The organism is Hyphobacterium sp. CCMP332 (genome assembly GCA_014323545.1).
Taxonomy (GTDB): Bacteria; Bacteroidota; Bacteroidia; order Cytophagales; family CCMP332; genus CCMP332.
This window is the reverse complement of record CP058647.1, coordinates 763,208-787,585: the sequence shown is the minus strand read 5'-3', so window position 1 is coordinate 787,585 and position 24,378 is coordinate 763,208. Positions and strand designations below refer to the sequence as shown.

The following is a 24,378-nucleotide window of genomic DNA, read 5'->3' as shown; positions in this document are numbered from 1 at the left end:
TCGGGTCATAATTCAATGAAACAATAATTAATTTGAAACGATCAGAATTGAAAATTTAATTCAGGGAATTTCAAAGTTGGACAAATTTCGATTCAAAAACTTTACTCATCTTGGCAGGCAAACAACGTATAACAATTGACACCATTAACTAATTTTTTTAGGGGTGAAGTTAACTGTTATCTAAAGAGACAATATCAATGAAAAATCAATTTGCATTAATTTTTTCAATTTTTATTCTCAGCACTTTTATTGCTTGCAATGAAGATTGCGAAGACCCGTGCAATGTAGATTGTAATAATTATGACCCTTGCTGTGGACAGACTAAATCAGATGCCAGTTTTACAATTTACGAGCTTTTGGGTAATGGACCGAAACCCAGTGATGGATTTGAATCTAAAGATGTTGCTACAGACACGATTCTGAATTCAAATTTCGCGCTGTTCAGGGCAGATTTCGAAGCTGACTATTACGAATGGAGTGTGGGCACGGATCCGCGTGTTTGGAATACAAGGGAATTTTCATTGCGTTTTGGATTACCAAATTACACTCCGATTCCTATTACTCTAAAAGTGTATAAAGAAAGTGACAAAACTTGTTTTCCGAATAATAGTGATACTGCTGTTTTTACTCGCCTACTCATCACTGTTCCCAAAGACAGTTCAAGAGTACTTGGTCGTTTTGAAGGCTATATGGAAAGTGCTCCTGAGGAAAAAAACTTTTTTGAAATTGATACCACAACAGATTTTTGGGGTGATCGAAAATATTCCATTGCAGGCATTACACCTAAATGCTCAACAAGTAGTTTGGGTGGCGGGGGACTAGAAGATATTCAACTAGGTTATCGGAGTTTTTATCTGAGCTCTATCGGTACTAAGATCGGTTGTTGCAATGGTCTCAGTGCTTTTGGAGTGGTAGATAATAATAAAAATTTACTTATGGATTTCGGGATATTTCCTTTTAATCCAAATGACACCTGCCAATGGAGTGTTTTGAATGATCCTTATGTAAATGACATTTTTTCCGGTATCAAACAATAATAAGTATGAAAAACTATTATGCTATTCTTTTTTTGATGGTCATATCTTCACCATTGGCTGCTCAACAAATACCGTGCCCTCCAACTGGAGTAATGACCGACCCTTCAAATCCCGTAAATAATCAACATCCAAATTATCTAAACAACTTTTTCGATTGGACTCAGGATCCATACAACGTAAATTTTGTTGGAGGGGCTGTTCAACAACAGGCAAATCCTTACAATGTTAATAATGGTGGGGTAACAAGTCTTTACGGTACAGACGATTTTGAGCCCGAAGACGGTTGGGAATTACTTTATGTTGATTTAGGACTTGATAAACTGGGTAACCCTCTTCTTCCACCGACAGCATCCGGGCAACTCTTCTTTGTTTTATATAATAAATTCCGTTCTATCATTAGGGTATTTGTAGCTATTGATCAACTAAACCAAAACAACCTGACCGAAATTGTGCTGGAAATTGAAGGTGACTATAATACAGCACTTTTAGGCTCAGTTAACAAAGTGCAAAAACCTCTTAAAAATTTTGATCCAACCGCGGTAGCATCCAATGTTCAGAAGCTAACCAATGGAGGCACTCTTGTGAAACATTGGCATTATGCCGATTTTCCGGTCAATTATGATCCGTGCACCTGTACACCTCCCATTAGTAATCCAGGCGGGATCAGTAATTTGAAATTTGATGTAAATTTAATTGATGAAGCCACAATAGAATTAAAAGGCTTTAGTAATGGTAGTATTCAAACTATCGTTAATAAGGCAAATGCAAGCTCTTCCAGTTCTGCAAATTGGAATGACTTCTACGGGACAGTTAAAAAAGCGGGACAGTTAATAGAAACAGGGAAAAAAGGCTATAAATCTTTTAGTGTATTTAAAACGGATGCAAAAAATACAGCAACAGGGAAAAGTAAAGAAACCGACATGAAATCGGGTATTGATAATCTCGGAAGCTTTTTAACAAACAATATTCCTGAATTAAAAGCTGTGCCTTATATCTCGGAAGCCTTGTCAATAATAGACTTTTTCGTAGGTGGTGGCAAAAAAAAGGATGGTGCAAACACTGTGTCATTACCGCCAATGTCAATACAACTTGAACATAATTTTAGTGGGACTCTAACTTCCAATTTTAACTATTTTACAAAACCACTATTTACTCCAGGTTCCAGTTTTGTACCTAATAATCAACTACCCAATTTTGATGATCGATATCCTTTATATAATGAAATTTTGGGGGTTTATACCTTGTTGGAAAAACCAATAATTGAAATGTATACCGGGTGGACTTATCGGCAAGTTTCGAGTTTACCAGGCGGATATTATGAAACTCGGATTAGGAAGTGGTTTAATATTAATCAACAGAGTATAAAAATTGCCTTAAATCCTGCTTCAGACTTAAACATTGTTGAAGAATACTTTCAACTGAATGTTGTTGATTTAAATAGACATAGTATTATAGCTACAAGTGGCGGATCTGTTATTAATGACACACAATGGACATCCGACTTAATACCCCTGGCTTGTGCAGAAGAAAATGCAATAATTATAGATGAAAGTAAGATTGGTTTTATTCATCCAAATTTAAATATTGACGACCTTAATCTATCTTTAATTTTAGTTTTTGAAAATAACAATGGAGAAAAATTCTTACATAAAAGTACATGGGAAACTGAATTAGTCGTTCATTCATATTCTTACGGTCCTGATAATAGTCAATGGATTCCTTATGGAGCTATATACAATTACAATTGGTTTAACAAATCTCCTTTTGACAGTAAAAACAATGGTTTCTTCGGTGCTACTCAGAATCTAAATATCAATAACTCCACGATTGACGAAGATGTTAGTGCCTTGGAAACAATTACAGTAAGTAATAGTACTATAACAGCAACGGCTGTTCATCCCGTGAACCCGGGTTTCACCAACGTTATTGCTGGGCATACTATTGATGTAAATTCTGAGTCAGACCTATTACCAAATTCAGATTTGCAAATCAGTCGATTGGGTAGAAGCTGCGATGCGTCTATAATCTTGGCTACAGCTGCAGAAATCAATAACATTTGTAATAGTAATGACTACCAAGCCCAAAAAATTCAGACGAAAATTGGTTTGGATTATGGACAAGAAGCATTTCAGAATTCAAACTTTACTTTCATAACATACCCCAATCCGGCAGATGATTTCGTTAAAATAGCTTTATCTGAAAACTTCTCAGAAATAAACGAGCTTGAAGTAATTGTGATGGATATCGCTGGGAGAGTCTTAAAGATCGAAAACAGAATAGCTAAAACTGCTAATCATTTCATACTTGTAACAGCCGACTTGAAAAGTGGTATTTATCTTCTTGAAGTAAAAGCTGGAGGTCAAAAAAGCGTGAAAAGGATTTTTATAGATTAGCATTCACAATTACGAAAAATAATTTAGTGTTACGAATTAGCTAAGGGATAAGAATTACCTTGGTTCGAGGATGCTTTTTAAAAACTGAAAATTCAAACAATAGGGAAGATCCAAAGCTTCATCACTCCAATCCCGTAATTTGTGCGGAGATGCAAAGCGAGTTCTTGGAGACTACAATTTTTTACTGGAAAAAAAATAGATTCCAGTGACTAGCACTGGAATGACGAAAACATTGTAGGGGAACCCGTGTCCTGCAACAAATGTGGGAATGCACGGGAATAATCAACTTAGGCTCTCCAACTGCTTCTCTAGAACCTTAATCCTTTCTTCGGCGTCTTGCTGCTTTTGTTTTTCCTTGGCAACAACTGCTTCCGGAGCATTATTCACAAAGCGTTCATTGCTGAGTTTTTTACTCACCGAAGCCAAAAAGCCTTTGGTGTATTCCAGTTCCTCCTTGAGTTTTTTCTGCTCTTCTTCCACATCGATACTTTGATCCATTGGAATATGTAGCTTGTCTTTTCGAACAATCAGAGCAAAATCACCTGAGCCGGCTTCCTGGTTAAATTCAAGTGCATCAATATTGGCCAGCTTTTTAAGTACTGACTCAAATCGCTGATACACCTGAATATCGGCGGTTTCGATGTTTAAATTCAATACGATTTTAGGTGAAATCTGTTTTTCATTTCTGAAATTTCGAATTGCAGAAACAACTTCAAAAATTCTGTTGGCCTGATCGATAATTTGTTCATCATAGCTATGTGTTTCCGGCCATTCAGCTACAATCAGACAGTCTTTTTCATCCCTGTCTCTCAGCTTGGACCATATTTCCTCACTGATGAAAGGTGTAAATGGATGCAGTACTCTTACAAGCTTGTCAAAGAATTGCAATGTAGCATTGTAGGTATGTGCATCAATAGCCTGCTGATAGGGTGGTTTGACCATTTCGAGATACCAGGAGCAGAAATCATCCCAAACCAGTTTGTAGACAGTCATTAATGCATCCGACATACGGTACTTGGAGAAATGGTCTTCAAGTACTTGAAGTGAATCGCGAAAGCGATTCTCAAACCACTCAATCGCGATCTCATTTTCAGGTCTCTTTTTTTCATCAACTTCCCAACCGCGAACCAGTCTGAATGCATTCCAGATCTTATTATTAAAATTCCTTCCCTGTTCACAGAGTTTTATATCAAAAAGAAGGTCATTACCCGCGGGTGAGGATAGAAGCATGCCTACACGTACCCCATCTGCTCCGTATTTGGCAATCAATTCCAAAGGATCGGGAGAATTACCCAATGACTTGGACATTTTTCTGCCTTGCTTATCTCTTACAATTCCCGTAAGATAAACCTCATTAAATGGTCTTTCCCCTTTGTATTCGTATCCGGCGATGATCATTCGGGCCACCCAGAAAAACAAAATTTCCGGTGCGGTGACTAATGTATTAGTCGGATAGTAATAATTGATGTCTTTATTATCAGGATTCTTAAAGCCGTCAAAAACAGAAATCGGCCATAGCCAACTTGAAAACCAGGTATCGAGTACATCTTCATCTTGCTTTAGGTCTTCTTTTTGCAATTTCTCGTTTCCTGTTTTCTGTTTTGCTTTTCTCAGCGCTTCATCTTCATTTTTAGCAATTACAAAATCAGATCCATTGATATACCAGGCCGGTATTCTATGTCCCCACCATAACTGGCGTGAAATACACCAATCCCGAACATTTTCCATCCAATGCCGATACATGTTTTTAAATTTTGGAGGAATAAGTTTAATGGTGTCATTCATCACATTTTCATAGGCTGGTTTTGTGATTTCATCCATTTTTAAAAACCACTGCATGGACAATTTGGGCTCAATGACCGCGTCTGTTCTTTCAGAAAATCCTACGCTGTTTTGGTATTCTTCGATTTTGGCCATTTGACCGAGCGACTCCAACTCTTTGGCTATCTTTTTCCTGACTACAAATCGATCTTCATTTTCATAATGCAAACCGTATTTATTCAATGTTCCATCATCATTGAATATCTCTATGCTTTCAAGTTGATGCTTTTGACCTAGTTCATAGTCATTAATATCATGTGCAGGAGTGACTTTTAGACATCCAGTACCAAATTCCATACTTACGTATTCATCCTCAATTATTGGCACTAAGCGATTGGCGATAGGAACAATGACCTTTTTGCCTTTTAAGTCCTTATATCTTTCATCATTTGGATTTATACATACGGCTGTATCTCCTAAAATGGTTTCAGGCCTCGTCGTTGCTATTGTGACCTCTCTGTCTTCTCCTTCTATTTTATAATTGACAAAATACAATCTGGAATTCACATCTTTATAGACCACTTCATCATCAGAAATAGCGGTTTTTCCTTCTGGATCCCAATTGACCATTCGAATACCGCGATAAATCATTCCTTTTTCATAAAGATCAACGAAAACGTAAATCACTGCTTCTGAAAGGGATTCCTCCATGGTAAAACGCGTGCGGTCCCAATCGCAACTTGCACCTAATTTTTTTAATTGTTCAAGAATTATACCACCGTATTTTTCTTTCCATTCCCAGGCGTGCTCCAGGAATTTTTCTCTGCCGATTTCCTTTTTACTTAATCCTTTTTCTTTCAGCATGGCCACTACTTTTGCTTCTGTGGCAATTGAGGCATGATCTGTTCCGGGAACCCACAATGCTTCAAAACCTTTCATTCTGGCGCGGCGAATTAAAACATCCTGAATGGTATTGTTGAGCATATGGCCCATATGCAAGACACCGGTTACATTTGGAGGAGGAATTACAATGGTATATGGTTTCCTGGAAGGGTCTGGACTTGATTTAAAAAAGCCATTTTTCATCCAGTGTGAATACCATTTGTCTTCTACTGCAACAGGATTGTATTTGGTTGATAATTCTTCAGCCATTATTTTTTCAATAATTGAATCGCGAAATTGAGAAATAATGTGGAAAATCCTGAATAAAAAGCAATTTGCTTCTGTCGTGTTTCGCTATTTTTCAACAATATATCTGTAAAGAATTGAAATATTGAAATTGAATATGAATTTATCGAATGGGTTTTAAGCATTCGATTCAAAATGAATAAGTTTGCATCAAAATGAATGCAGGAATGGATATAGAAAAAAATTTGACATCATGGATTGAAGTTGATCCAAATTCGGATTTCAGTATTTACAATCTGCCTTATGGTATATTCAAGACCAAATCTTCGGAATTCAGGCCGGGCGTAAGAATTGGAAACTTCATTATTGATTTAAGTCAATTGGCAGAATTGGGTTACTTCGATTCATTACCTACTACCGACCTTTCGGTATTTTATGAATCTGTTTTGAACCCATTCATAGCACAAGGTAAAAAACATTGGACCGCTACAAGAAAGCGATTAATAGAATTATTCAGAAAGGAAAATGAAGATCTTAAAAAGAATAAAGATCATCAAAAAGCCATTTTGGTGCCGGTTGAAGATGCAATCATGGGTATGCCGGTTGATGTGCCTGACTATACCGATTTTTATTCGAGCATAGAGCATGCGACAAATGTTGGTATCATGTTTCGGGGAAAAGAGAATGCATTGATGCCCAACTGGAAACATTTGCCTGTAGGATATCACGGAAGAGCAAGCTCAATTGTGGTTTCGGGTACACCCATTCATCGGCCCAATGGACAGTCCAAAGCAGATGACGCCGATGCACCCAGTTTTGGTCCAAGCAAATTATTTGACTTTGAATTGGAGATGGCATTTATTACCGGTGTAAATACGAAATTGGGTGAATCCATTCCTGTTGAAAAAGCCGAAGATTATATATTCGGAATGGTTCTTTTCAATGATTGGTCTGCAAGAGATATTCAAAAATGGGAGTATGTCCCATTGGGTCCATTTTTGGGTAAGAATTTTGGTTCATCCGTTTCACCCTGGATCGTCACCATGGATGCACTGGCTCCATTCAGAGTAGAAGGGCCAAAACAAGATCCAAAACCACTTGACTACTTAAAAGTATACGGCAAAAACAATATAGACATTAATCTTCAGGCCAGTATTATAACTTCAGAAGGAGCTGAGAAAGTAATTAGCAATACTAATTTTAAGTATATGTATTGGAGTATGAGTCAGCAATTAGCTCATCATACGGTAAATGGCTGTAACATAAGAGTTGGAGACATGTATGCATCCGGGACAATTTCCGGACCCACAGAAGATTCCTATGGTTCACTTTTGGAATTAACCTGGCGCGGTTCTAAACCCATTGCAATGCCCGATGGCAGCGAACGTAAATTTCTACAGGATGGCGATACATTAGTGATGAAAGGTTTTTGTAAAAAAGACGATATACGCGTGGGTTTTGGAGAAGTTAGTGGGAAAGTACTACCATCGAAATGAAAAAATCCTTTAAAACCATAGATCCTAAAATTGTAAGCACACCTGAATTTCACGGTTATTTGTTAGGAGCTGTAACACCGCGACCAATTGCTTTTGCAAGTACGGTAGACAACAAGGGCAATGTCAACTTAAGTCCCTTTAGCTTTTTTAACGCATTTGGAGCCAACCCACCTACACTTATTTTTTCTCCGGCGCGAAGGGTTAGAAATAATACCACAAAGGACACGCTTGAAAATGCTAAAAGCACGAAGGAAGTTTGCATTAGCATTGTTAGTTATGATATTGTTGAGCAGATGTCTTTGTCAAGCACGGAATATGATTCCGGTGTTAATGAATTTATAAAATCCGGTTTAACTGAAATGCCCTCAACCCGGATAAAGGCTCCCGGAGTATTGGAAGCACCTGCCTGTTTTGAATGCAGGGTAACCGATATTATTGAAACAGGTTCTGAAGGAGGTGCTGGAAATCTGATTATTTGCGAGGTACTATTAGCCCATATTGATCAATCCATTTTGGATGAAAACGGTAAAATCGATCCATTTAAACTTGATTCGGTAGGAAGAATGGGAGGTGATTGGTATGTAAGAGCACAGGGAGATGCACTTTTTGAAATTGCCAAACCATTGAGAAATAAAGGTATCGGCGTCGATAATATTCCGGACAACATCAGACTTTCTGATGTACTTACAGGAAATAATTTAGGTCAGCTGGGAAATGTCGAATCTATTCCCGAAGAAAATGAGGTGATAGAATTCAGACAAAACGAAGAGATTTCCGAACTCTTAAATCAAAACTACAATGACCGTGAAGTTTTAAGAAAGGCACTACATATTCATGCACAAAAACTTTTGAGTCAAAAAAAAGTCAAAGAAGCCTGGTTGACTTTGTTGCAGGATTAAAAAAAAAGGGTCAATAAATGACCCTTTTTATTATTCTCATTGAATGTATTATTCAATAATTATTTTTCTGGTATATCCACTATTATCTTCAATTACTTTAATGAGATAAATACCCTTTTTGTATTCCTGAAGATTTATTGATTTTGAACTAGTGTCATTTATTTCGTCTTCAAGTATAACTTTTCCAGTTAAATCCATAATGTAAATTTTACCATTGATCAATCGATCTGAATTGATGGTAAATACACCATTGGAAGGGTTGGGCACAATTTCAAAAAATTGCTCATTCAAATCAGCAATTCCTGAAACCACATTTACACTCTGACAAACCGTATCTGAACCATTGCTATTGCTGGCAACAAGGCAAACCTGGTAAGTTCCTAGATTGAGATAGGTATTTGTCGGATTTTGATCCGTAGAGAAATTGCCATCTCCAAAGTCCCATGACCATGCGGTAGCACCTACAGAAGCATCTGTGAATGCTACAGTGTTATTTCCCAGTAGAGTATAATTAAATTGAGCCAATGGAGCAGAAGCACCGGTTACATTAACTACAACCTCAATTGTATCATTACAGGGAGAATCATCCAATGAATTTCCGCCATTGAAATTGTCAACCCAAACTTTAATGGTATTGTTTCCGGCAATTGTAGGTGTCCATGAATTCAAGAAAGAGAATGATTCGCTATCTCCCTGATTATCCATGTTTAGATTGTTAAGGTTCTGATTAACCGGAGTACCACCATTCACACTATAATGCAATGTGAGGTTAGATGTTGCACTGTCTTTCCAGTTTACAATTTCTCCACTAATAGGAACAGGATTGCCAACGCTTGCATTGCTAATAGGATCTAGACTGGCCATTCCAATGTCATAACCAATTAAATCCTGTGAGAATGTAGCCTGATAAACTTCTTTGGTTCCATTTTCCTGAACAAATGCTACCACATCTAAATCAAAAAACTCTTCAATCGTATGATTATTACTGTGGTTAATTGGCTGTGTGGCATTTGGCGGTAATATGTAGCTGCCATTAAATGTATATGAAAAAGTGAAGGTTTGAGGTACATTCTTTTGTAATGCTCCTATGGTTGTACCATTTGCATTAGGCAACATTTTCTTCATAACATGATCAAATTCTGTCTCCCCATTTGAAGATACATTGTTATAAGTCAGTTTTTCAATAACTGCTAAGTGCAACACATTATTTCCGGGGAAGTCCGAGTATGGTGTGACTGTAACATTTACCGTAACCGTCTTGCATTCTACTCTAATTTCAGAGTGAATATCCATAAATGAAGGTACTCCGGAAAACTGATTTAATAAGGAATTGGTATAGGAATTGGTATTTCCATTCCATCCACCATCAACGGCCATATTAGGGACAGAATTTACACCGTAATATTGTCTTCGGGTCAATCCTTCGAGCGTATAATAAGGATCACCATTACCAGGCCATGACATCTGATATTTTAAAATTACAGGTGTTTGACTGCTATTAGAGAATATGGAATTCAAATTGGCATTTCCCGGATTACAAGGGCCACAGGATGAAGATGTAAACACTTCATGCAATGCCAATCTTGGAATTACGGTATCTACCACCTGAATTATTGTGGAAATGGTATCATTTGAAGGATTCTGATCGGCATTACCGTTAATATTTGAAGCCCATATATCAATGGTATAAGGTTGCGAAATCGAAGGATTCCAGCTTGTAGGGTGCGTAAAATTATAATCACTAAATGATGTAATATTCACCCCAGTTATATTTGAGGTAACTGCTGCCCCACCATCTACACTATAGTTTAAATCAAATGAAGTTACTGTTGCTGATCCTAAATTGGTCAGTTTTCCTGTTACATTAAATGGAGCTGAACTCAAATTAAGAAAACCATTCATGGTATTCTCAGATGCTGTCATATCGTATTGCGACTGGGTTCCCGGAATGAATTCCCAATACCAGTTGTCAGATCTGTCTGCTAAACTTGTGGCAACATTAGGATGTGTATTTGGTGAATTTACATCCTGAACAGCTGTTGTTCCATTTATTTGTACGCCTATTGTAAGGTTGATAGAAGTAACAGTTTGGTTATTTCTTTGATCTACAAAATAAATTTTGTCCGTACCTTCTTCCAAAACCACACTGAAATAAGTCCATCCGCTCAAGCCAGGATAGCTATAGGAAGCGAAAAATATCCAATGTTGTCTGTTGGGAGCTGTACCAAATGTTTTGATAACTATATTATCATTAGAACCCGAACCATTCAAACCCCAAACCATGGCAGAATTATCTGGAATACTTGCGCTGGGTAAAGCTGTATTACTTGTGTTTGGCACCGCTGATGCGGAAGTTGTAAAAGTAACAACGCCTGTTGTTGAAGCTTTGTATTGTGTTACCGGTGATCCATTGAAGTTAAAGGTAAAAGGTATTGTCTGAACAGGAGACCAGACCGGAGTAGAACTCGGTCCCTGAATTTGAGTCCAGGATGCATCCAGACCACCTCCAAACGGGAATTCGTCATCGTTATTTAAACCACCGGGATTACTTCCCGTGTTTACCGGCGGAAGATAAAAGTACTGCGCACTGGCTAAGAAACCAATGGCAATAAAAAAGGTAAATAGTATAAATTTTTTCATAATAGATTTTATTGAGCTACGAAAATAAATAAATACGTCGAATCAAAAAACATTAATTATTTCAATGGTCAGTACGGATTAGAACAACGAGCTTTGTCGGTCGAGAATTTTAGGAAACCGGAAATGTTGATTCAATTCTGTATTTAACCTTTTTAGATAGTGTTGAGACAGTTCTACTCCCAGAGATTCATCTTCCTGATGAAGAAAAAAATAGAGTTCCCGAATTCCGGTTTCAATGAATGAAATTGTTCTATTGGACCATTGATCAATTCTTTTATAATCTGTGGCATGCAAGTTATTTCCTTTGAATCTGATAAGTGCAATATCACTGGTCAAATTGAGATGCAAAACATCTCTTCTGCCCGGAGTATCGGTGATGACCGTTGCTATGTTTTTTGCATGCATGTATATAAGAATTTCATTCCATGCCGATTTATTTCTAAACCAGTCTTCATGGCGAAATTCAATGGCAAAAGACATATCTTCCGGGAGCAGATCAATAAATTTTTTGAGTTCTGAAATATGCTCAGGACTGAAATGCGGAGGCAATTGCAAAAAAGATACGCCTAATCTATTTTCAAACAGATAGACATTGCTTAAGAATTCATCCAGTGAATCCGATTTTTCAGACAGTTTTTTACGATGACTGATAAATTGAGGAAATTTTGGACAAAATTTAAAATCTTCAGGTGTTTGCTCGCGCCAATTGATGACCTGTGCCTGCGTCGGAATTTTATAATAAGTGGCATTGAGTTCTATACTATTAAATTGTCGACTATAGTGGTATAAAAACTGATTGGGCCGGGTGCCTTTGGGATAGATTTTGCCAATATTACCTTTCGCTGACCATATCGGTTGACCCGTGTATACCTTTAGTGTATCAGTAGATTTGTTGATTTCCTGACTTGGTGATTTGAAAGCCGGAAGACTAAAATCGATTTCCTCGGGTTTTAGAACTGTTTTGCCAAATTTCACTTTATTCTATTGATTTTGATATGACGGAGGCATTAAATTTAATTGGGTCGCCAAATTAATAATAATCATACTTCACTTTTTAATCTTCAAACTTCAATTTGACCATAAAGCATTGCGCATTACTCATTTTGCAATCCATAATTAAAACTCCCTTTGGCATCGTTTATGCATCTCTGATTCACTAAAGGAGAATTCAGATTGAATGAGACGAAATTTTTTTAACAAAGAAATCCCAAAATATAGTATTCTAATCTTGGTAATTCTGTTTGGTGCAGAATCTTTTGCGCGCAAATACCCTCGAAATCCTATTATTGAAATTAGTATAAGTAGCGATTCTAATTTTGTACCGGAGTTTGACAGCCATTTGAGTATTGGTTTGACTATTAAATATGAAAATGGCAAAATCCGAAAAACCCGCGGTTTAAATAAGGGCACAAAATCATGGAATAAATTTGATATTAAGGTCAGTCATGGCTATTTCAAAAATGGTAGTGTTTATTTTAACAGGAAAGATGTTTTAAAGTCACCGAGTAAAACATTTACGGTCTTTGTTTCGCCCAAAAAACAAAAAGATTTTCAACGAACGCTTCAAATCCGGATTCCTTTTCTTGAGAAGATTTTTTTAGAATACGATAGTACTGCCAGCCTTGTACCTGGGTATGAAATACCCTATTGGATTGCCGAGACATACTCAAGCGGCAAGACTTTCTATTCTCAACGACATTCCAAAAAAGGTATAATTCATAATCCCTCTAAAAATCCCGTGTCGCGAAATGATTATATCATTGACTCACCCGATCAATTAATTATAAGGGAAAAAAATGTCATTCTTCCACTTAGCGATAGTATCATTTACAGTTCGATCATTTTAAACGCCCACCATAAAGAAAATACAAATCTCAACTGCAAATTACAAATACCGATTAATTACAGAGCAAACTACTTTATGGACTTTCGCGGATCTCCCGGCAGAGACGGTTATCAAGGAGCTCATGGATTTAGTTCTGAGATTGGTGATGGAGGCGATGGTGAAAAGGGTGGGGATGGCGAAAAGGGTGGAAATGGTATTGATGTGAAAATTTATGCCCTGGAACAATATATCTGGAATGGTGATACCCTGCTTCAGATTGCTTTTGAATCAGACTTTGGTGTAGAGACCTTGATTATTGATGCTAAAAAAGGGAAGATCACTTTGTTATGTGAGGGTGGTGAAGGCGGACAGGGTGGTAATGGTGGTGGTGGAGGTTATGGAGGAGATGAAACACCCGAGTATGAAGGCGGTTGGGGAGGAGACGGTGCAGATGGCGGGAATGGGGGAGACGGAGGCAATGGCAGTACCATTAAACTATATACCTCTTCAAAAATGGCCCTTGATTCCACTTTGTTCGTGATTGAAAATTTTGGCGGAAAGCCGGGCAAAGGAGGTTTAGGCGGAAAGAAAGGACGTGGAGGGGCGCTTATGGATGATGATGAAGACATAGAAGACGAGCCACTATTGCTCTCATTATTCAAGGTGGTTTTAGAATCAGTATTGACGGTTAATAATGGTTCAAAAGGCAAAAATGGCAAGCCTGGGAAAGAAGGTAAAAAAGGAAAATTAATAATAATGCATCATAAGCCTTAAATAAAATAGCTCTCTAAAGTAATTGTTGGTCAATTAGATATCGGAGTCTTAATAAGCCAGTATTCTAATTTATTTCAGGAGTGATTTAAATTTGTAAATTATCTTGGCTTTATTTTAAAGTGTTGAATTATTTGTTTGTAAACGGTTTAAAAGAGTTAAAAACCTTTATTCAAAATGGCTAAAAACAAAACATCAGAAAATGCAATAGACGTATTTGATTTTCTCGAGTCATTTGTTGAAAATGATCAGAAAAAAGCTGATAGTTATAAACTAATTAAATATATGCGTGAATGGTCAGGATTTGAACCAAAAATGTGGGGACCGACCATAATTGGTTTTGGGAGCTATCATTACAAATATGCCAGCGGACACGAAGGTGATGCCCCTTTGATAGGCTTTTCTCCACGTAAAGCTCAGTTTTCCCTTTACGTTTATTCGAAAACAGAAAAAAGTGACATGCTCTTAAAGGAATTGGGTAAATACAAAATGGGGAAAGCCTGTATTTATTTTAAAAAACTTGCCGACATAGATATTTCCATTGTTGAAAAACTAAGTATGGAAACCATTGCCTATCTAAATGAACACCATGAGTGTGCATGTAGAAATTATTAATGTTAACATTTAGCATCTAATATTGCTTTTCAAGAAATCATTCAGAGAGGAAGAGAAAGTCAGCTGCTTTCAAATCTGAGTTATCAGGGAGAAGAACGAAATATCAGATATGATCTATATAAAGAATTTAAAGCTTCTGAAGCAAACTTTGAAGGCAAAGCCTTGAAAAGACCAGTAGACTGGATTGGTATAAAGATATAGACTAAATACATTTACAAATAGGTAAAAGTCTTTGCCAATAAAAGACTATCACTCTTTATCCAACTGAGATTTCTGCCTGGCGACATACAGGTTTGCAGAGGCGTGTGCGATGAGATTTTATTAACATTTAAAGAGTCCGGCTTAAGGATGATTGTTGGACTTAATCCAAATTCCCAAAATCAATTGATCCATAATCCAAATTAAATCCGAGCCTCTTTTTCTTTATCCAAATTTCTTTTTCTTTAATCCATGAAACGTCTGGATCGCCTCACAGCTATTTTAATTCAATTGCAAAGCAAAAAGATCGTGAAAGCGCAAATGCTTGCTGATAAATTCGAGGTAAGTCTGCGTACCATTTACCGCGATATGCTCAGCCTTCAGGAAGCCGGTGTGCCAATCGGATCTCAGGAAGGGGTGGGTTATTTTCTTGTTGAAGGATATCACCTTCCTCCTGTTATGTTCAGTGAAGAAGAAGCCAATTCTCTTTTAATTGGTGCTAAATTTATTTCGAATCTTACGGATAAAGTTGTGGCGGAAGCTTTTCAAAATGCCCTTGATAAAATCAAAGCCGTATTGCCTTCGGAAAGAAAGGAGGTGCTTAATGTATTGGATGAACGTCTTTTGGTATCTAAACGATTGGGCGTTGAATCCGAAAACCCTGTTATCTCTGAAATTCAAAAAGCGATCGGAAAAAATTTATGTTGCGAAATAAAGTATTACAGCAATTATAATGGTCAGGTATCTGAAAGGGAAATTGAGCCATTGGGAATAGTGTTTTATGCCGATGCCTGGCATCTGATGGCATGGTGTAGAATGAGAAAGGCATACAGGGATTTTCGAACGGATCGCATTGGAAAAATCAGAATCACAGGAAATGGCTATGATCGAAATGCGCATCCGGGACTTCAGGAACATATGCAGCAATTGACCGATCAATACCAATTGACAGAAATTAAAGTGCGTTTTAAAAAAGAAATATTGCGTTTTACCAGCAATGATAAATACAATCACGGCTATGTGGATGAAAAGGATTTGGGTGATCAGGTGGAGATGAAGTTTTTAAGCCCTTCCATGGATTATACCGCCAGATGGCTGTTGATGTTTGATAACGCGGTGGAAATTCTTAGTCCTCACGCCCTTTTAGAACATATTTCTGATTTGGTTGGAGTACTTCAGAAAAAATATTTGAAATAATTTCCCTTCTAAAAACTTGTTGACATAGGGCTGTCACAAGGGCCACTTTCTTTGCTTTTACAATTAACCAAAATTCAATTATTATGGAAACAAAAAATGTAAAAGCCAAAACAGCATTAGTATTTAAAACCAAAGCCAAGTTTGAAAAAGTGCCTGACATCGCGATGTCACATTTGCCCAAAATGTACGAAACTCTGAATAAACTGGGTTTGGAAGAAAAGGAACCTACGCACTTCATTTATAGAGGGGCAAGCGAGGATTTGGACAAGGAATTTGATTTAGAGATAGCCCTGGTTACCAATAAATCAGAAAAAATTAATGGTCCTTATCATTTCAAATCAATCGATCCGATGAAATGTATTTCGACCCCTTATAAAGGGGACATGAAAGGCCTTGATAAAAAATACCACGAAATCTTCGCAGACCTGGGAAAAGCGCAGCATAAACCTTCTAATGAAATAAGAGAAGTATATCACAACTGGATAGGAGAGAATTCCTCAGACAATGAAATAGAAATACAGGTTGGATTAAACTAATAAAAGGGGCGAGAGCCCCTTTTTTCAATTCTGAAATCGATATTACTTTTCCCGAAGATGTCTTCTTATTATTTTACCCACATTGGATTTGGGGAGTTCATCTCTGAATTCGATGTGTTTAGGGCGTTTATAACCGGTCAGATTTTCATGGCAGAAATCAATAAGTTCCTGTCGGCTTAAAGATTGGTCTTTTTTTACCACAAAAAGCTTAACACATTCAGTCGACTTTTCATCGGGCACACCAACCGCAGCTACTTCTAAAACTTTTGGATGTTCAATGACCACATCTTCAATTTCATTCGGATATACATTAAATCCTGATACGAGGATCATGTCTTTTTTTCTATCTACAATCTGGAAATAACCGTCTTCATGCATCATTCCGATATCTCCGGTTTTAAACCAATTATCCGCCAAAAAAGTATTTTTTGTTTCTTCTTCTTTTTGCCAGTAGCCCGGCATCACCTGTGGGCCACGGGCCACAATTTCTCCGGCATCACCTACCGGTAAATCATTGCCTTCTTCGTCCACAATCTTCATTTCAGTACTTGGGAAAGGCATTCCAATTGTACCTATTTTATCGGAGCCATCCAGTGGATTACAGGACAATACAGGGGAAGTTTCAGTTAAACCATAACCTTCCAGAAGCGAACAGCCCGTTTGTTCCTTCCAGCGTTTTGCCACAGGCGATTGCACCGCCATGCCTCCGCCAATTGCAATTTTTAAGCTGTCAAAATTGATCTCTTTAAATTTTTCCTGATTCAGTAATCCGTTAAAAAGGGTATTTACCCCTGTGAATACCGTAAATGGATATTTCTTTAGGTCTTTGATAAATGCTTTCATATCTCTGGGATTGGTTACCAGAATGTTTTTCGCCCCTATTTGGATCATTGTGAAACAATTGACCGTTAAAGAAAAAATGTGATAGAGCGGCAAGGCAGTTATTACGACTTCATTGTGTTTCTCCAGGCTTTTGCTCATCCAGGCAGAATTTTGCTCCAGGTTTGCAATAATATTTCTATGCGTAAGAATGGCTCCTTTTGAGACACCAGTAGTTCCTCCGGTATATTGAAGAAATGCAGTATCATTTCTATCGATATCGACCTTTTCAAAGGTGGATTGGGCTCCCCTGGTTAAAGCCTGATTTAGACTTATTGCTTTTGGTAATTTATAAGCAGGGACCATTTTTTTAATAGACTTGACAACAAAATTGATGATTTGCTTTTTTGGAAAGCTGTGAAAATCTCCAATCTGTGTAGTAATAACATGTTTTATTCCGGTTTTTGAGATTATTTTTTCCAGATTATAGGCAAAATTTGCCAGTATGATTATCGCGCTTACCCCTGCATCATTGAATTGATGTAGCATTTCCCGTGGTGTGTACAAAGGATTGGTATTGACCACAATTAGGCCTGCTCTTAATACTCCAAACATGACTACCGGGTATTGAAGAAGATTAGGCATTTGAATCGCTACTCTGTCTCCTTTTTTCAAACCACATTCATTTTGAAGATATGAGGCAAAATCCAATGACATCTGATCTATATCATTGTAAGTCAATTCTTTATCCATGCAGACATAGGCAGGATCTTCTTTAAAATTACTAAAGGCCACTTCCAGAAGGTGGACAAGCGACTCGTATTTATCCGGATCGATTTCATGCGGAACATAATCGGGATAATTTTTAAACCAAGGAAAGTCTTTCATAATCGTATCTGATTAGCTTAAAATTATTTATAACCGAAAAACTTAAGACAGTTTGTACTGTTTCTAAATAAATTGACTTGCAATATAATATCCAATCTGAAAAAAGTATCAAATAGAAGCCTCCACTGAGAAATTATTGGTTACTTTTGTGCTTATTAAGAATTGGTCTAAATAAAGAGTATTTTATGTCAAAGGATGATCAAATTCTGGAAGAAATAACCAACTCGGAGTACAAATACGGATTCCAGTCGGATTTTGAGTCAGATTCAGCCCCTCCGGGTTTGAATGAAGATATCGTACGTTTCATTTCAGAAAAGAAGAATGAACCCGAATGGTTGTTGGAATGGAGATTAAAGGCTTTTAGAAATTGGCAAAAAATGAGGGAGCCAAAATGGCCAAATGTGCATTATCCTCCAATAAATTATCAGGATATCATCTATTACTCAGCTCCAAAAAAGAAAAAGAAAGTAGATAGCCTTGATGAGGTGGATCCGGAATTATTGGAAACATTTAAAAAACTAGGCATATCGCTTGAAGAACAAAAAAGATTGACAGGAGTAGCTGTGGATGCCGTGATAGATAGTGTTTCGGTTAAAACGACCTTTAAAGAAAAACTGGCGGAATTAGGCGTAATCTTCTGTTCTTTTTCAGAGGCAGTTCAGGATCACCCCGAACTGGTTAAAAGATATTTAGGTTCTGTTGTCCCTCAAAATGATAATTATTTCGCGGCTTTAAATTCAGCTGTATTTAGCGATGGTTCTTTTTGTTATATTCCGAAGGGCGTGCGATGTCCAATGGAATTGAGCACTTATTTTAGAATAAATGCAGCTAATACAGGGCAATTTGAAAGAACATTAATTGTTGCGGAAGAAGGGTCCTATGTAAGTTATTTAGAAGGCTGTACGGCACCAATGCGCGATGAAAATCAATTGCATGCGGCGGTGGTTGAAATTTATGCTGAAAAAGACGCAGAAGTAAAATATTCAACGGTGCAAAACTGGTATCCAGGCGATAAAAACGGTAAGGGTGGGATTTACAATTTCGTTACCAAAAGAGGCCTTTGCAAAGGGGATAACTCGAAAATATCATGGACGCAGGTGGAAACAGGATCTTCCATTACATGGAAATACCCTAGTTGCGTTTTAGCCGGTGATAATTCTATCGGCGAATTTTATTCCGTGGCTGTTACCAATAACAGACAGCAGGCTGATACCGGAACTAAAATGATACATATAGGAAAAAATACAAAAAGTCGTATTGTTTCTAAAGGGGTTTCAGCCGGTTTTAGTCAAAATTCATATCGCGGTCAGGTGGAAGTTCACAAAAGGGCTGAAAATTCGCGCAACTTCTCTCAATGCGACTCTCTCTTGATGGGAGATAAATGCGGTGCCCACACATTTCCATACATCGACGTAAAAAACTCAAGCGCACAAGTAGAACACGAGGCAACTACCTCGAAAATTGGGGAAGATCAAATTTTTTATTGTAATCAAAGAGGCTTGGACACTGAAGAAGCGGTAGCCTTGATCGTCAACGGTTATGCAAAAGAAGTTTTAAAACAATTGCCTATGGAATTTGCTGTTGAAGCACAGAAGTTATTGGCAATTTCTCTGGAAGGATCAGTAGGATAATCAAAATAGACATGTTAAGTATAAAAAATTTACACGCTTCCATCGAAGGGAAGACAATACTAAAAGGAATAAATCTCGAAATCAAACCCGGTGAAATCCATGCCATCATGGGCCCCAATGGCTCTGGAAAAAGCACTTTGGCTTCGGTTCTGGCAGGTAGGGAAGAATACGAGGTTGAAAAAGGAGAAATATTTTTTGAAAATGAAGATATACTGGAAAAATCTCCCGAAGACAGAGCAAGAGAAGGTTTATTTCTGGCATTTCAATATCCGGTGGAAATACCGGGCGTCAGCACCACTAATTTTTTAAAAGCGGCCGTCAATAATGTCCGTAAGCATCGCGGACTGGAAAAACTGGATGCGGTAAAATTTCTTCAGGCAATGAAGGAAAAGATGAAATTGGTTGAAATCGATCAAAGTTTGTTAAGCAGATCGCTTAACGAGGGTTTTTCAGGAGGAGAGAAAAAAAGAAACGAAGTATTTCAAATGGCACTTCTCGATCCAAAACTGGCTATTTTAGATGAGACAGACAGTGGGCTTGACATCGACGCATTAAAAATTGTCTCTAATGGTGTAAATAAATTAAGGACGGATAAAAATGCATTCCTCGTAATTACCCATTACCAACGCTTATTAAATTATATCCAACCGGATTTTGTACATGTATTGGTCAACGGGCAAATTGTAAAATCCGGAGGAAAAGAACTGGCATTGGAATTGGAAGAACGCGGCTATGACTGGATAAGAGAAGAGGAAGCAGTCAAATAAATCATCAATGGAAAAATTACAGACTGAAATATTAAAAAAATTCAGATCCTTTGAAAAAGAATTGAATGGATTTGCTAACTCGGAGATGCATGAAGAACGGCTTCAGGCTATTGCTGACATTGAATCCAATGGAATGCCCGGAAAAAAATCAGAAGACTGGAAATACACCTTTCTTTCCAAGAATCTCGAAAACTATTTCAATGCACCACAAATCAAATCTGAATCGATTCAGGATTTGACGGAAGAATGTAAATCCTTTTCAGAAGATTCCATCCATATCTTTAATATAAACGGAGACTGGATTTTTGACAAAACAATAGACGAAAAGAGCAATTTAAAAATTCTGAATTTCAAGCAGGCTCAAAAAGATTATGGCAAGATTTTTCAGGAAAATTTCAATAAAATATCCACCAGAGAGCAAAGAGCTTTTGGGAAATTAAATACTGCATTTATTAAGGAAGGGCTTTTTATCTACTGTCCAAAAAATGAGTGCGTTTCCAAAGACATACAGATTCACATCATTTCTGACACTTCCGGGTCACTAATTTTTTCACAACCGAGAATTCTTGTGGTAGCTGATGAAAATTCCGAATTGAAAATTGTTGAAAATTATCATCAAAAAGGCCGGAATTCATCTTTTACGAACACTTGTACGGAAATAGCATTGGCTCAAAACGCCAGATTGGAGTATTATAAACTTCAATTGCAATCAGAAGAATATTATCATTCGGGACTTACCGCTGTCATACAACAAAAAGGAAGTGTTTTTACTGCATATGCTTTTTCATTTGGCGGTGCAATGCTCAGAAATGATTTGGATATTCATTTGCTCGACGAACATATTGAGACCCATATGTATGGCGCTTATGTTCTCAATGGGAAGACCCATGTAGATAATCACAGCAGTGTTAATCATGCCATGCCAAATTGCGAAAGCAATGAATTGTACAAAGGGATTATGAATGATAATTCCACAGCTGTTTTTAATGGGAAAATATTCGTAAGAAAAGATGCACAAAAAACAAATGCTTTTCAATCCAATAGAAACCTGCTTTTATCGCCTGATGCCACAGTTCATACCAAACCTCAATTAGAGATTTGGGCCGATGATGTGAAGTGTTCTCATGGGGCCACTATCGGTCAGTTGGATGAAGAGCAGTTATTTTATCTGAGGTCAAGAGGAATTCCTAAAAAGGAAGCCATAGCATTACTGACACATGCCTTTATTGAAGAAGTCATTGAAAAAGTGAAGGTAGAAAGCATCAGAAAAAGATTGGATTCAGAGTTAGAACAAAGAATGGAATACAGTTTGTAAAATGCAGTTGAGCAAAGAAAAAGAGATAATTCAAATTGATTCAATAAGGAAAGATTTTCCGGTATTGAATGAAATAGTTCATGGAAAAAATCTCATTTACTTTGATAATGCTGCAACTACTCAAAAACCAAAAGCAGTCGTAGAAGCACTTAACGAATATTACTATCACGATAACAGCAACATTCACAGAGGTGCACACACCCTGGCGGATCGCGCTACAAAAGCCTATGAAGCAAGTCGCGAAAATCTGGCCAAATGGTTTAATGCCGAATCTTCTGATCAAATAATATTTACAAGGGGTACAACAGATGGTATCAATTTAGTGGCAGCAACATTTGGGAAACAATTCATTTCTGAGGGAGATGAAATTGTACTTTCCACAATGGAGCATCATTCCAATATTGTTCCATGGCAAATGCTTTGTGAAAATGTTGGGGCAAAAATTAAGGTCTTGCCCATCAATGAAAAGGGAGAAATAAATCTGGAAGAAGCGGAAAAAATTTTTACAGATAAAACCAAACTCCTGGCCGTAGTTCATGTGTCAAATGCTTTGGGGACCATCAATCCCATATCTGAACTGACAAAAATGGCCAGGGAAAAAGGAGCCAGTGTACTCATAGACGGAGCACAATCGGCTAGTCATTTGGATGTAGATGTTCAAAAGCTCGATTGCGATTTTTTTGTTTGTTCTGCACATAAAATGTACGGTCCCACCGGATTAGGAGTTCTATACGGCAAACGAGATATTCTTGAGAAAATGAATCCCTATCAGGGCGGTGGCGAAATGATAAAAGAGGTGGATTTTGAAGGCACCACTTACAATGAACTGCCATTTAAATTTGAAGCAGGTACACCAAATATTGCCGATGTCATCGCTTTTAATGCGTCCTTAAAATACTTGCAAAGTATTGGCAGGGATCGGATAAGAGAATATGAAAATGACTTAAAGGAATATGGGAGAAAGCGGCTTTCCGAAATAGGAAGTTTAAAGTTTGTCGGAGATGCCGATCAAAAAACAGCGATTTTTTCATTCCTTTTGGGTAATGCACATGCTTTTGATGTGGGGATGATGCTCGATGCAAAAGGAATTGCCGTAAGAACAGGCCATCATTGTACTCAACCATTGATGAAGCATTATGGTATTGAAGGAACTGTAAGAGCATCGCTTACATTTTATAATACCAGAGAAGAAATTGATATTCTGGTTGAGAGTCTGATCGATATCGATAAAAAACTAAACTGATTTGAAATCTTCGGAAGACATACAAAATGAAATTATAGAAGAGTTTGCTTTTCTTGGAGATGACAGGGAAGCCATGATCAATTATATTATGGAACTCGGTGAAAAACTCGAGCCCCTTCAGGATTTGGAAAAAGTGGAAGACAATATCATAAAGGGATGCCAGTCAAAAGTATGGCTGATCAGCGAGTTGAAAGATGGTAAAGTTCAATTTACAGCGGATAGCAATACAGCTATTACAAAAGGATTGATTTCCTTATTGATTAGGGTTTTAAATAACAGGAGCCCAAAAGAAATTATAGATGCCAATTTATTTTTCATGGAAAAAATTGGAATGAGTAATATGATTGGCTCACAGCGATCAAACGGTTTTGTGTCCATGATAAAAAAGATGAAAATTTTTGCCCTGGCATATCAGGGGCAATTGCAAAACGATTAATTTATGCCTCTGGACGAAAACGAAATAAAAGAAAAAGCACTTGAGGTCATCAAGACAATTTATGACCCGGAAATCCCGGTAAATATTTTTGAACTTGGATTGATCTATGAGGTTAAAGTTTTTCCCGTAAACAAAGTTTACGTTTTGATGACTTTAACATCGCCAAATTGCCCGGCTGCTGAATCCATTCCAAATGAGGTTAAACACGGAATAGAAGGGATTGAAGGGGTAAGTGAATGTGAAGTTGAAATTACTTTTGATCCACCTTATAGCACAGAAATGATGTCAGAAGCCGCCAAGCTTGAGTTAGGTTTTATGTAGAATTAATTAAATATAAGAGATATGTATCCAGAAGAATTAGTAGCTCCAATGCGAGCAGAATTGACAGATGATGGTTTTCGACAATTAATGTCGGCCGAAGAAGTCGATTTATTTATGTCGAGTCAAAAAGGTACTGCATTAGTTGTAATAAACAGTGTTTGCGGATGCGCGGCAGGTACTGCCAGACCGGGAGTGCGCCTGGCTCTGAAAAATACAGACCAAAAGCCCAATGCTTTGGCTACTGTATTTGCAGGAATGGAAAAAGAGGCCGTTAATAAAGTAAGGGAATACACCCTGCCTTATCCTCCTTCTTCTCCTTCAATTGCTTTATTTAAAGATGGGGAATTGGTTCATTTTGTTGAAAGACATCATATAGAAGGTAGATCAGCTGAGATGATAGCCAATCATCTTATTGCGGTTTTTAAGGAATATTGTTAATAATATTATTTTAAAATAAAGTCA

The 24,378-nt window shown here is 37.4% G+C and carries 19 protein-coding genes; 15 read left to right on the top strand and 4 right to left on the bottom strand.

Annotated elements, in window-relative coordinates; genetic code table 11:
• Positions 1-197: 197 nt before the first annotated feature.
• Both HZR84_03410 and HZR84_03405 read left to right on the top strand, forming a co-directional pair.
• Positions 198-1,037 carry a hypothetical protein gene (locus HZR84_03410; protein ID QNL21025.1) on the top strand — a complete coding sequence of 280 codons (840 nt, stop codon included), beginning with the start codon at positions 198-200 and terminating at the stop codon, positions 1,035-1,037.
• Positions 1,038-1,042: 5 nt separating this feature from the next.
• The gene (locus HZR84_03405; protein ID QNL21024.1) at positions 1,043-3,430 is read left to right on the top strand and encodes a T9SS type A sorting domain-containing protein; all 2,388 of its coding nucleotides are present in this window, start codon (positions 1,043-1,045) and stop codon (positions 3,428-3,430) included.
• A 282-nt stretch (positions 3,431-3,712) separates the two neighbouring features.
• On the opposite strand, the gene HZR84_03400 is transcribed toward HZR84_03405, so the two are convergent.
• The gene (locus HZR84_03400) at positions 3,713-6,343 is read right to left on the bottom strand and encodes a valine--tRNA ligase (GenBank protein QNL21023.1); all 2,631 of its coding nucleotides are present in this window, start codon (positions 6,341-6,343) and stop codon (positions 3,713-3,715) included.
• A gap of 191 nt (positions 6,344-6,534) precedes the next feature.
• Between HZR84_03400 and fahA the strand changes: the two genes are divergently transcribed.
• Both fahA and HZR84_03390 read left to right on the top strand, forming a co-directional pair.
• On the top strand, positions 6,535-7,815 hold the full coding sequence (fahA, locus tag HZR84_03395) for a fumarylacetoacetase (protein ID QNL21022.1): 1,281 nt from the start codon (positions 6,535-6,537) through the stop codon (positions 7,813-7,815).
• Positions 7,812-8,714 carry a flavin reductase family protein gene (locus HZR84_03390; GenBank protein QNL21021.1) on the top strand — a complete coding sequence of 301 codons (903 nt, stop codon included), beginning with the start codon at positions 7,812-7,814 and terminating at the stop codon, positions 8,712-8,714. The genes fahA and HZR84_03390 overlap by 4 nt, the downstream gene beginning before the upstream one ends.
• Before the next feature lie 48 nt (positions 8,715-8,762).
• Here the strand turns inward: HZR84_03390 and HZR84_03385 are convergent, their stop codons facing one another.
• Positions 8,763-11,354 carry a T9SS type A sorting domain-containing protein gene (locus HZR84_03385; GenBank protein ID QNL21020.1) on the bottom strand — a complete coding sequence of 864 codons (2,592 nt, stop codon included), beginning with the start codon at positions 11,352-11,354 and terminating at the stop codon, positions 8,763-8,765.
• 78 nt (positions 11,355-11,432) lie between these two features.
• Positions 11,433-12,329: a DUF72 domain-containing protein gene (locus tag HZR84_03380; GenBank protein ID QNL21019.1), complete on the bottom strand. Its 897-nt coding sequence runs from the start codon at positions 12,327-12,329 to the stop codon at positions 11,433-11,435.
• 202 nt (positions 12,330-12,531) lie between these two features.
• Here HZR84_03380 and HZR84_03375 point away from each other — a divergent pair, with 202 nt between their 5' ends.
• The 4 genes from HZR84_03375 (at position 12,532) to HZR84_03360 (ending at position 16,496) form a co-directional block, all read left to right on the top strand.
• Complete coding sequence (locus tag HZR84_03375; GenBank protein QNL21018.1) at positions 12,532-13,953, top strand: hypothetical protein; 1,422 nt, start codon at positions 12,532-12,534, stop codon at positions 13,951-13,953.
• Positions 13,954-14,127: 174 nt separating this feature from the next.
• The gene (locus tag HZR84_03370) at positions 14,128-14,565 is read left to right on the top strand and encodes a DUF1801 domain-containing protein (protein ID QNL21017.1); all 438 of its coding nucleotides are present in this window, start codon (positions 14,128-14,130) and stop codon (positions 14,563-14,565) included.
• Positions 14,566-15,015: 450 nt separating this feature from the next.
• Complete coding sequence (locus HZR84_03365; GenBank protein ID QNL21016.1) at positions 15,016-15,960, top strand: YafY family transcriptional regulator; 945 nt, start codon at positions 15,016-15,018, stop codon at positions 15,958-15,960.
• A gap of 83 nt (positions 15,961-16,043) precedes the next feature.
• Entirely contained in the window at positions 16,044-16,496 is a 453-nt protein-coding gene (locus HZR84_03360) for a GyrI-like domain-containing protein (GenBank protein ID QNL21015.1), read from the top strand.
• A 42-nt stretch (positions 16,497-16,538) separates the two neighbouring features.
• On the opposite strand, the gene HZR84_03355 is transcribed toward HZR84_03360, so the two are convergent.
• Entirely contained in the window at positions 16,539-18,203 is a 1,665-nt protein-coding gene (locus HZR84_03355; GenBank protein QNL21014.1) for an AMP-binding protein, read from the bottom strand.
• A 185-nt stretch (positions 18,204-18,388) separates the two neighbouring features.
• On the opposite strand from HZR84_03355, the gene sufB reads away from it, so the two are divergent.
• The 7 genes from sufB to HZR84_03320 are packed head-to-tail and all read left to right on the top strand — an operon-like array spanning position 18,389 to position 24,354.
• Positions 18,389-19,834, top strand: a complete 1,446-nt coding sequence (sufB, locus tag HZR84_03350) for a Fe-S cluster assembly protein SufB (protein ID QNL21013.1) — start codon at positions 18,389-18,391, stop codon at positions 19,832-19,834.
• A gap of 11 nt (positions 19,835-19,845) precedes the next feature.
• The gene (gene sufC, locus HZR84_03345) at positions 19,846-20,601 is read left to right on the top strand and encodes a Fe-S cluster assembly ATPase SufC (protein ID QNL21012.1); all 756 of its coding nucleotides are present in this window, start codon (positions 19,846-19,848) and stop codon (positions 20,599-20,601) included.
• 7 nt (positions 20,602-20,608) lie between these two features.
• A complete protein-coding gene (sufD, locus tag HZR84_03340; GenBank protein ID QNL21011.1) occupies positions 20,609-21,916 on the top strand; it encodes a Fe-S cluster assembly protein SufD in 1,308 nt (435 codons plus the stop codon).
• Positions 21,917-21,944: 28 nt separating this feature from the next.
• Complete coding sequence (locus HZR84_03335) at positions 21,945-23,159, top strand: cysteine desulfurase (GenBank protein ID QNL23175.1); 1,215 nt, start codon at positions 21,945-21,947, stop codon at positions 23,157-23,159.
• A 1-nt stretch (position 23,160) separates the two neighbouring features.
• On the top strand, positions 23,161-23,595 hold the full coding sequence (locus HZR84_03330) for a SufE family protein (GenBank protein QNL21010.1): 435 nt from the start codon (positions 23,161-23,163) through the stop codon (positions 23,593-23,595).
• A gap of 3 nt (positions 23,596-23,598) precedes the next feature.
• Positions 23,599-23,916 (top strand): DUF59 domain-containing protein, encoded by a 318-nt coding sequence (locus HZR84_03325; GenBank protein QNL21009.1) that lies wholly within the window; start codon positions 23,599-23,601, stop codon positions 23,914-23,916.
• A gap of 21 nt (positions 23,917-23,937) precedes the next feature.
• The gene (locus HZR84_03320; GenBank protein ID QNL21008.1) at positions 23,938-24,354 is read left to right on the top strand and encodes a BrxA/BrxB family bacilliredoxin; all 417 of its coding nucleotides are present in this window, start codon (positions 23,938-23,940) and stop codon (positions 24,352-24,354) included.
• The last annotated feature ends 24 nt before the right edge of the window (positions 24,355-24,378 follow it).

What these genes read in the sequence shown, in the direction of transcription:
- HZR84_03385 (QNL21020.1), bottom strand. Translation starts at nt 11,354, where the DNA reads ATGAAAAAATTTATACTATTTACCTTTTTTATTGCCATTGGTTTCTTA.
- fahA (QNL21022.1), top strand. Translation starts at nt 6,535, where the DNA reads ATGAATGCAGGAATGGATATAGAAAAAAATTTGACATCATGGATTGAA.
- HZR84_03320 (QNL21008.1), top strand. Translation starts at nt 23,938, where the DNA reads ATGTATCCAGAAGAATTAGTAGCTCCAATGCGAGCAGAATTGACAGAT.
- HZR84_03410 (QNL21025.1), top strand. Translation starts at nt 198, where the DNA reads ATGAAAAATCAATTTGCATTAATTTTTTCAATTTTTATTCTCAGCACT.
- HZR84_03390 (QNL21021.1), top strand. Translation starts at nt 7,812, where the DNA reads ATGAAAAAATCCTTTAAAACCATAGATCCTAAAATTGTAAGCACACCT.
- HZR84_03370 (QNL21017.1), top strand. Translation starts at nt 14,128, where the DNA reads ATGGCTAAAAACAAAACATCAGAAAATGCAATAGACGTATTTGATTTT.
- HZR84_03355 (QNL21014.1), bottom strand. Translation starts at nt 18,203, where the DNA reads ATGAAAGACTTTCCTTGGTTTAAAAATTATCCCGATTATGTTCCGCAT.
- HZR84_03365 (QNL21016.1), top strand. Translation starts at nt 15,016, where the DNA reads ATGAAACGTCTGGATCGCCTCACAGCTATTTTAATTCAATTGCAAAGC.
- HZR84_03400 (QNL21023.1), bottom strand. Translation starts at nt 6,343, where the DNA reads ATGGCTGAAGAATTATCAACCAAATACAATCCTGTTGCAGTAGAAGAC.
- HZR84_03375 (QNL21018.1), top strand. Translation starts at nt 12,532, where the DNA reads ATGAGACGAAATTTTTTTAACAAAGAAATCCCAAAATATAGTATTCTA.
- HZR84_03360 (QNL21015.1), top strand. Translation starts at nt 16,044, where the DNA reads ATGGAAACAAAAAATGTAAAAGCCAAAACAGCATTAGTATTTAAAACC.
- HZR84_03325 (QNL21009.1), top strand. Translation starts at nt 23,599, where the DNA reads ATGCCTCTGGACGAAAACGAAATAAAAGAAAAAGCACTTGAGGTCATC.
- sufB (QNL21013.1), top strand. Translation starts at nt 18,389, where the DNA reads ATGTCAAAGGATGATCAAATTCTGGAAGAAATAACCAACTCGGAGTAC.
- HZR84_03405 (QNL21024.1), top strand. Translation starts at nt 1,043, where the DNA reads ATGAAAAACTATTATGCTATTCTTTTTTTGATGGTCATATCTTCACCA.
- sufC (QNL21012.1), top strand. Translation starts at nt 19,846, where the DNA reads ATGTTAAGTATAAAAAATTTACACGCTTCCATCGAAGGGAAGACAATA.
- sufD (QNL21011.1), top strand. Translation starts at nt 20,609, where the DNA reads ATGGAAAAATTACAGACTGAAATATTAAAAAAATTCAGATCCTTTGAA.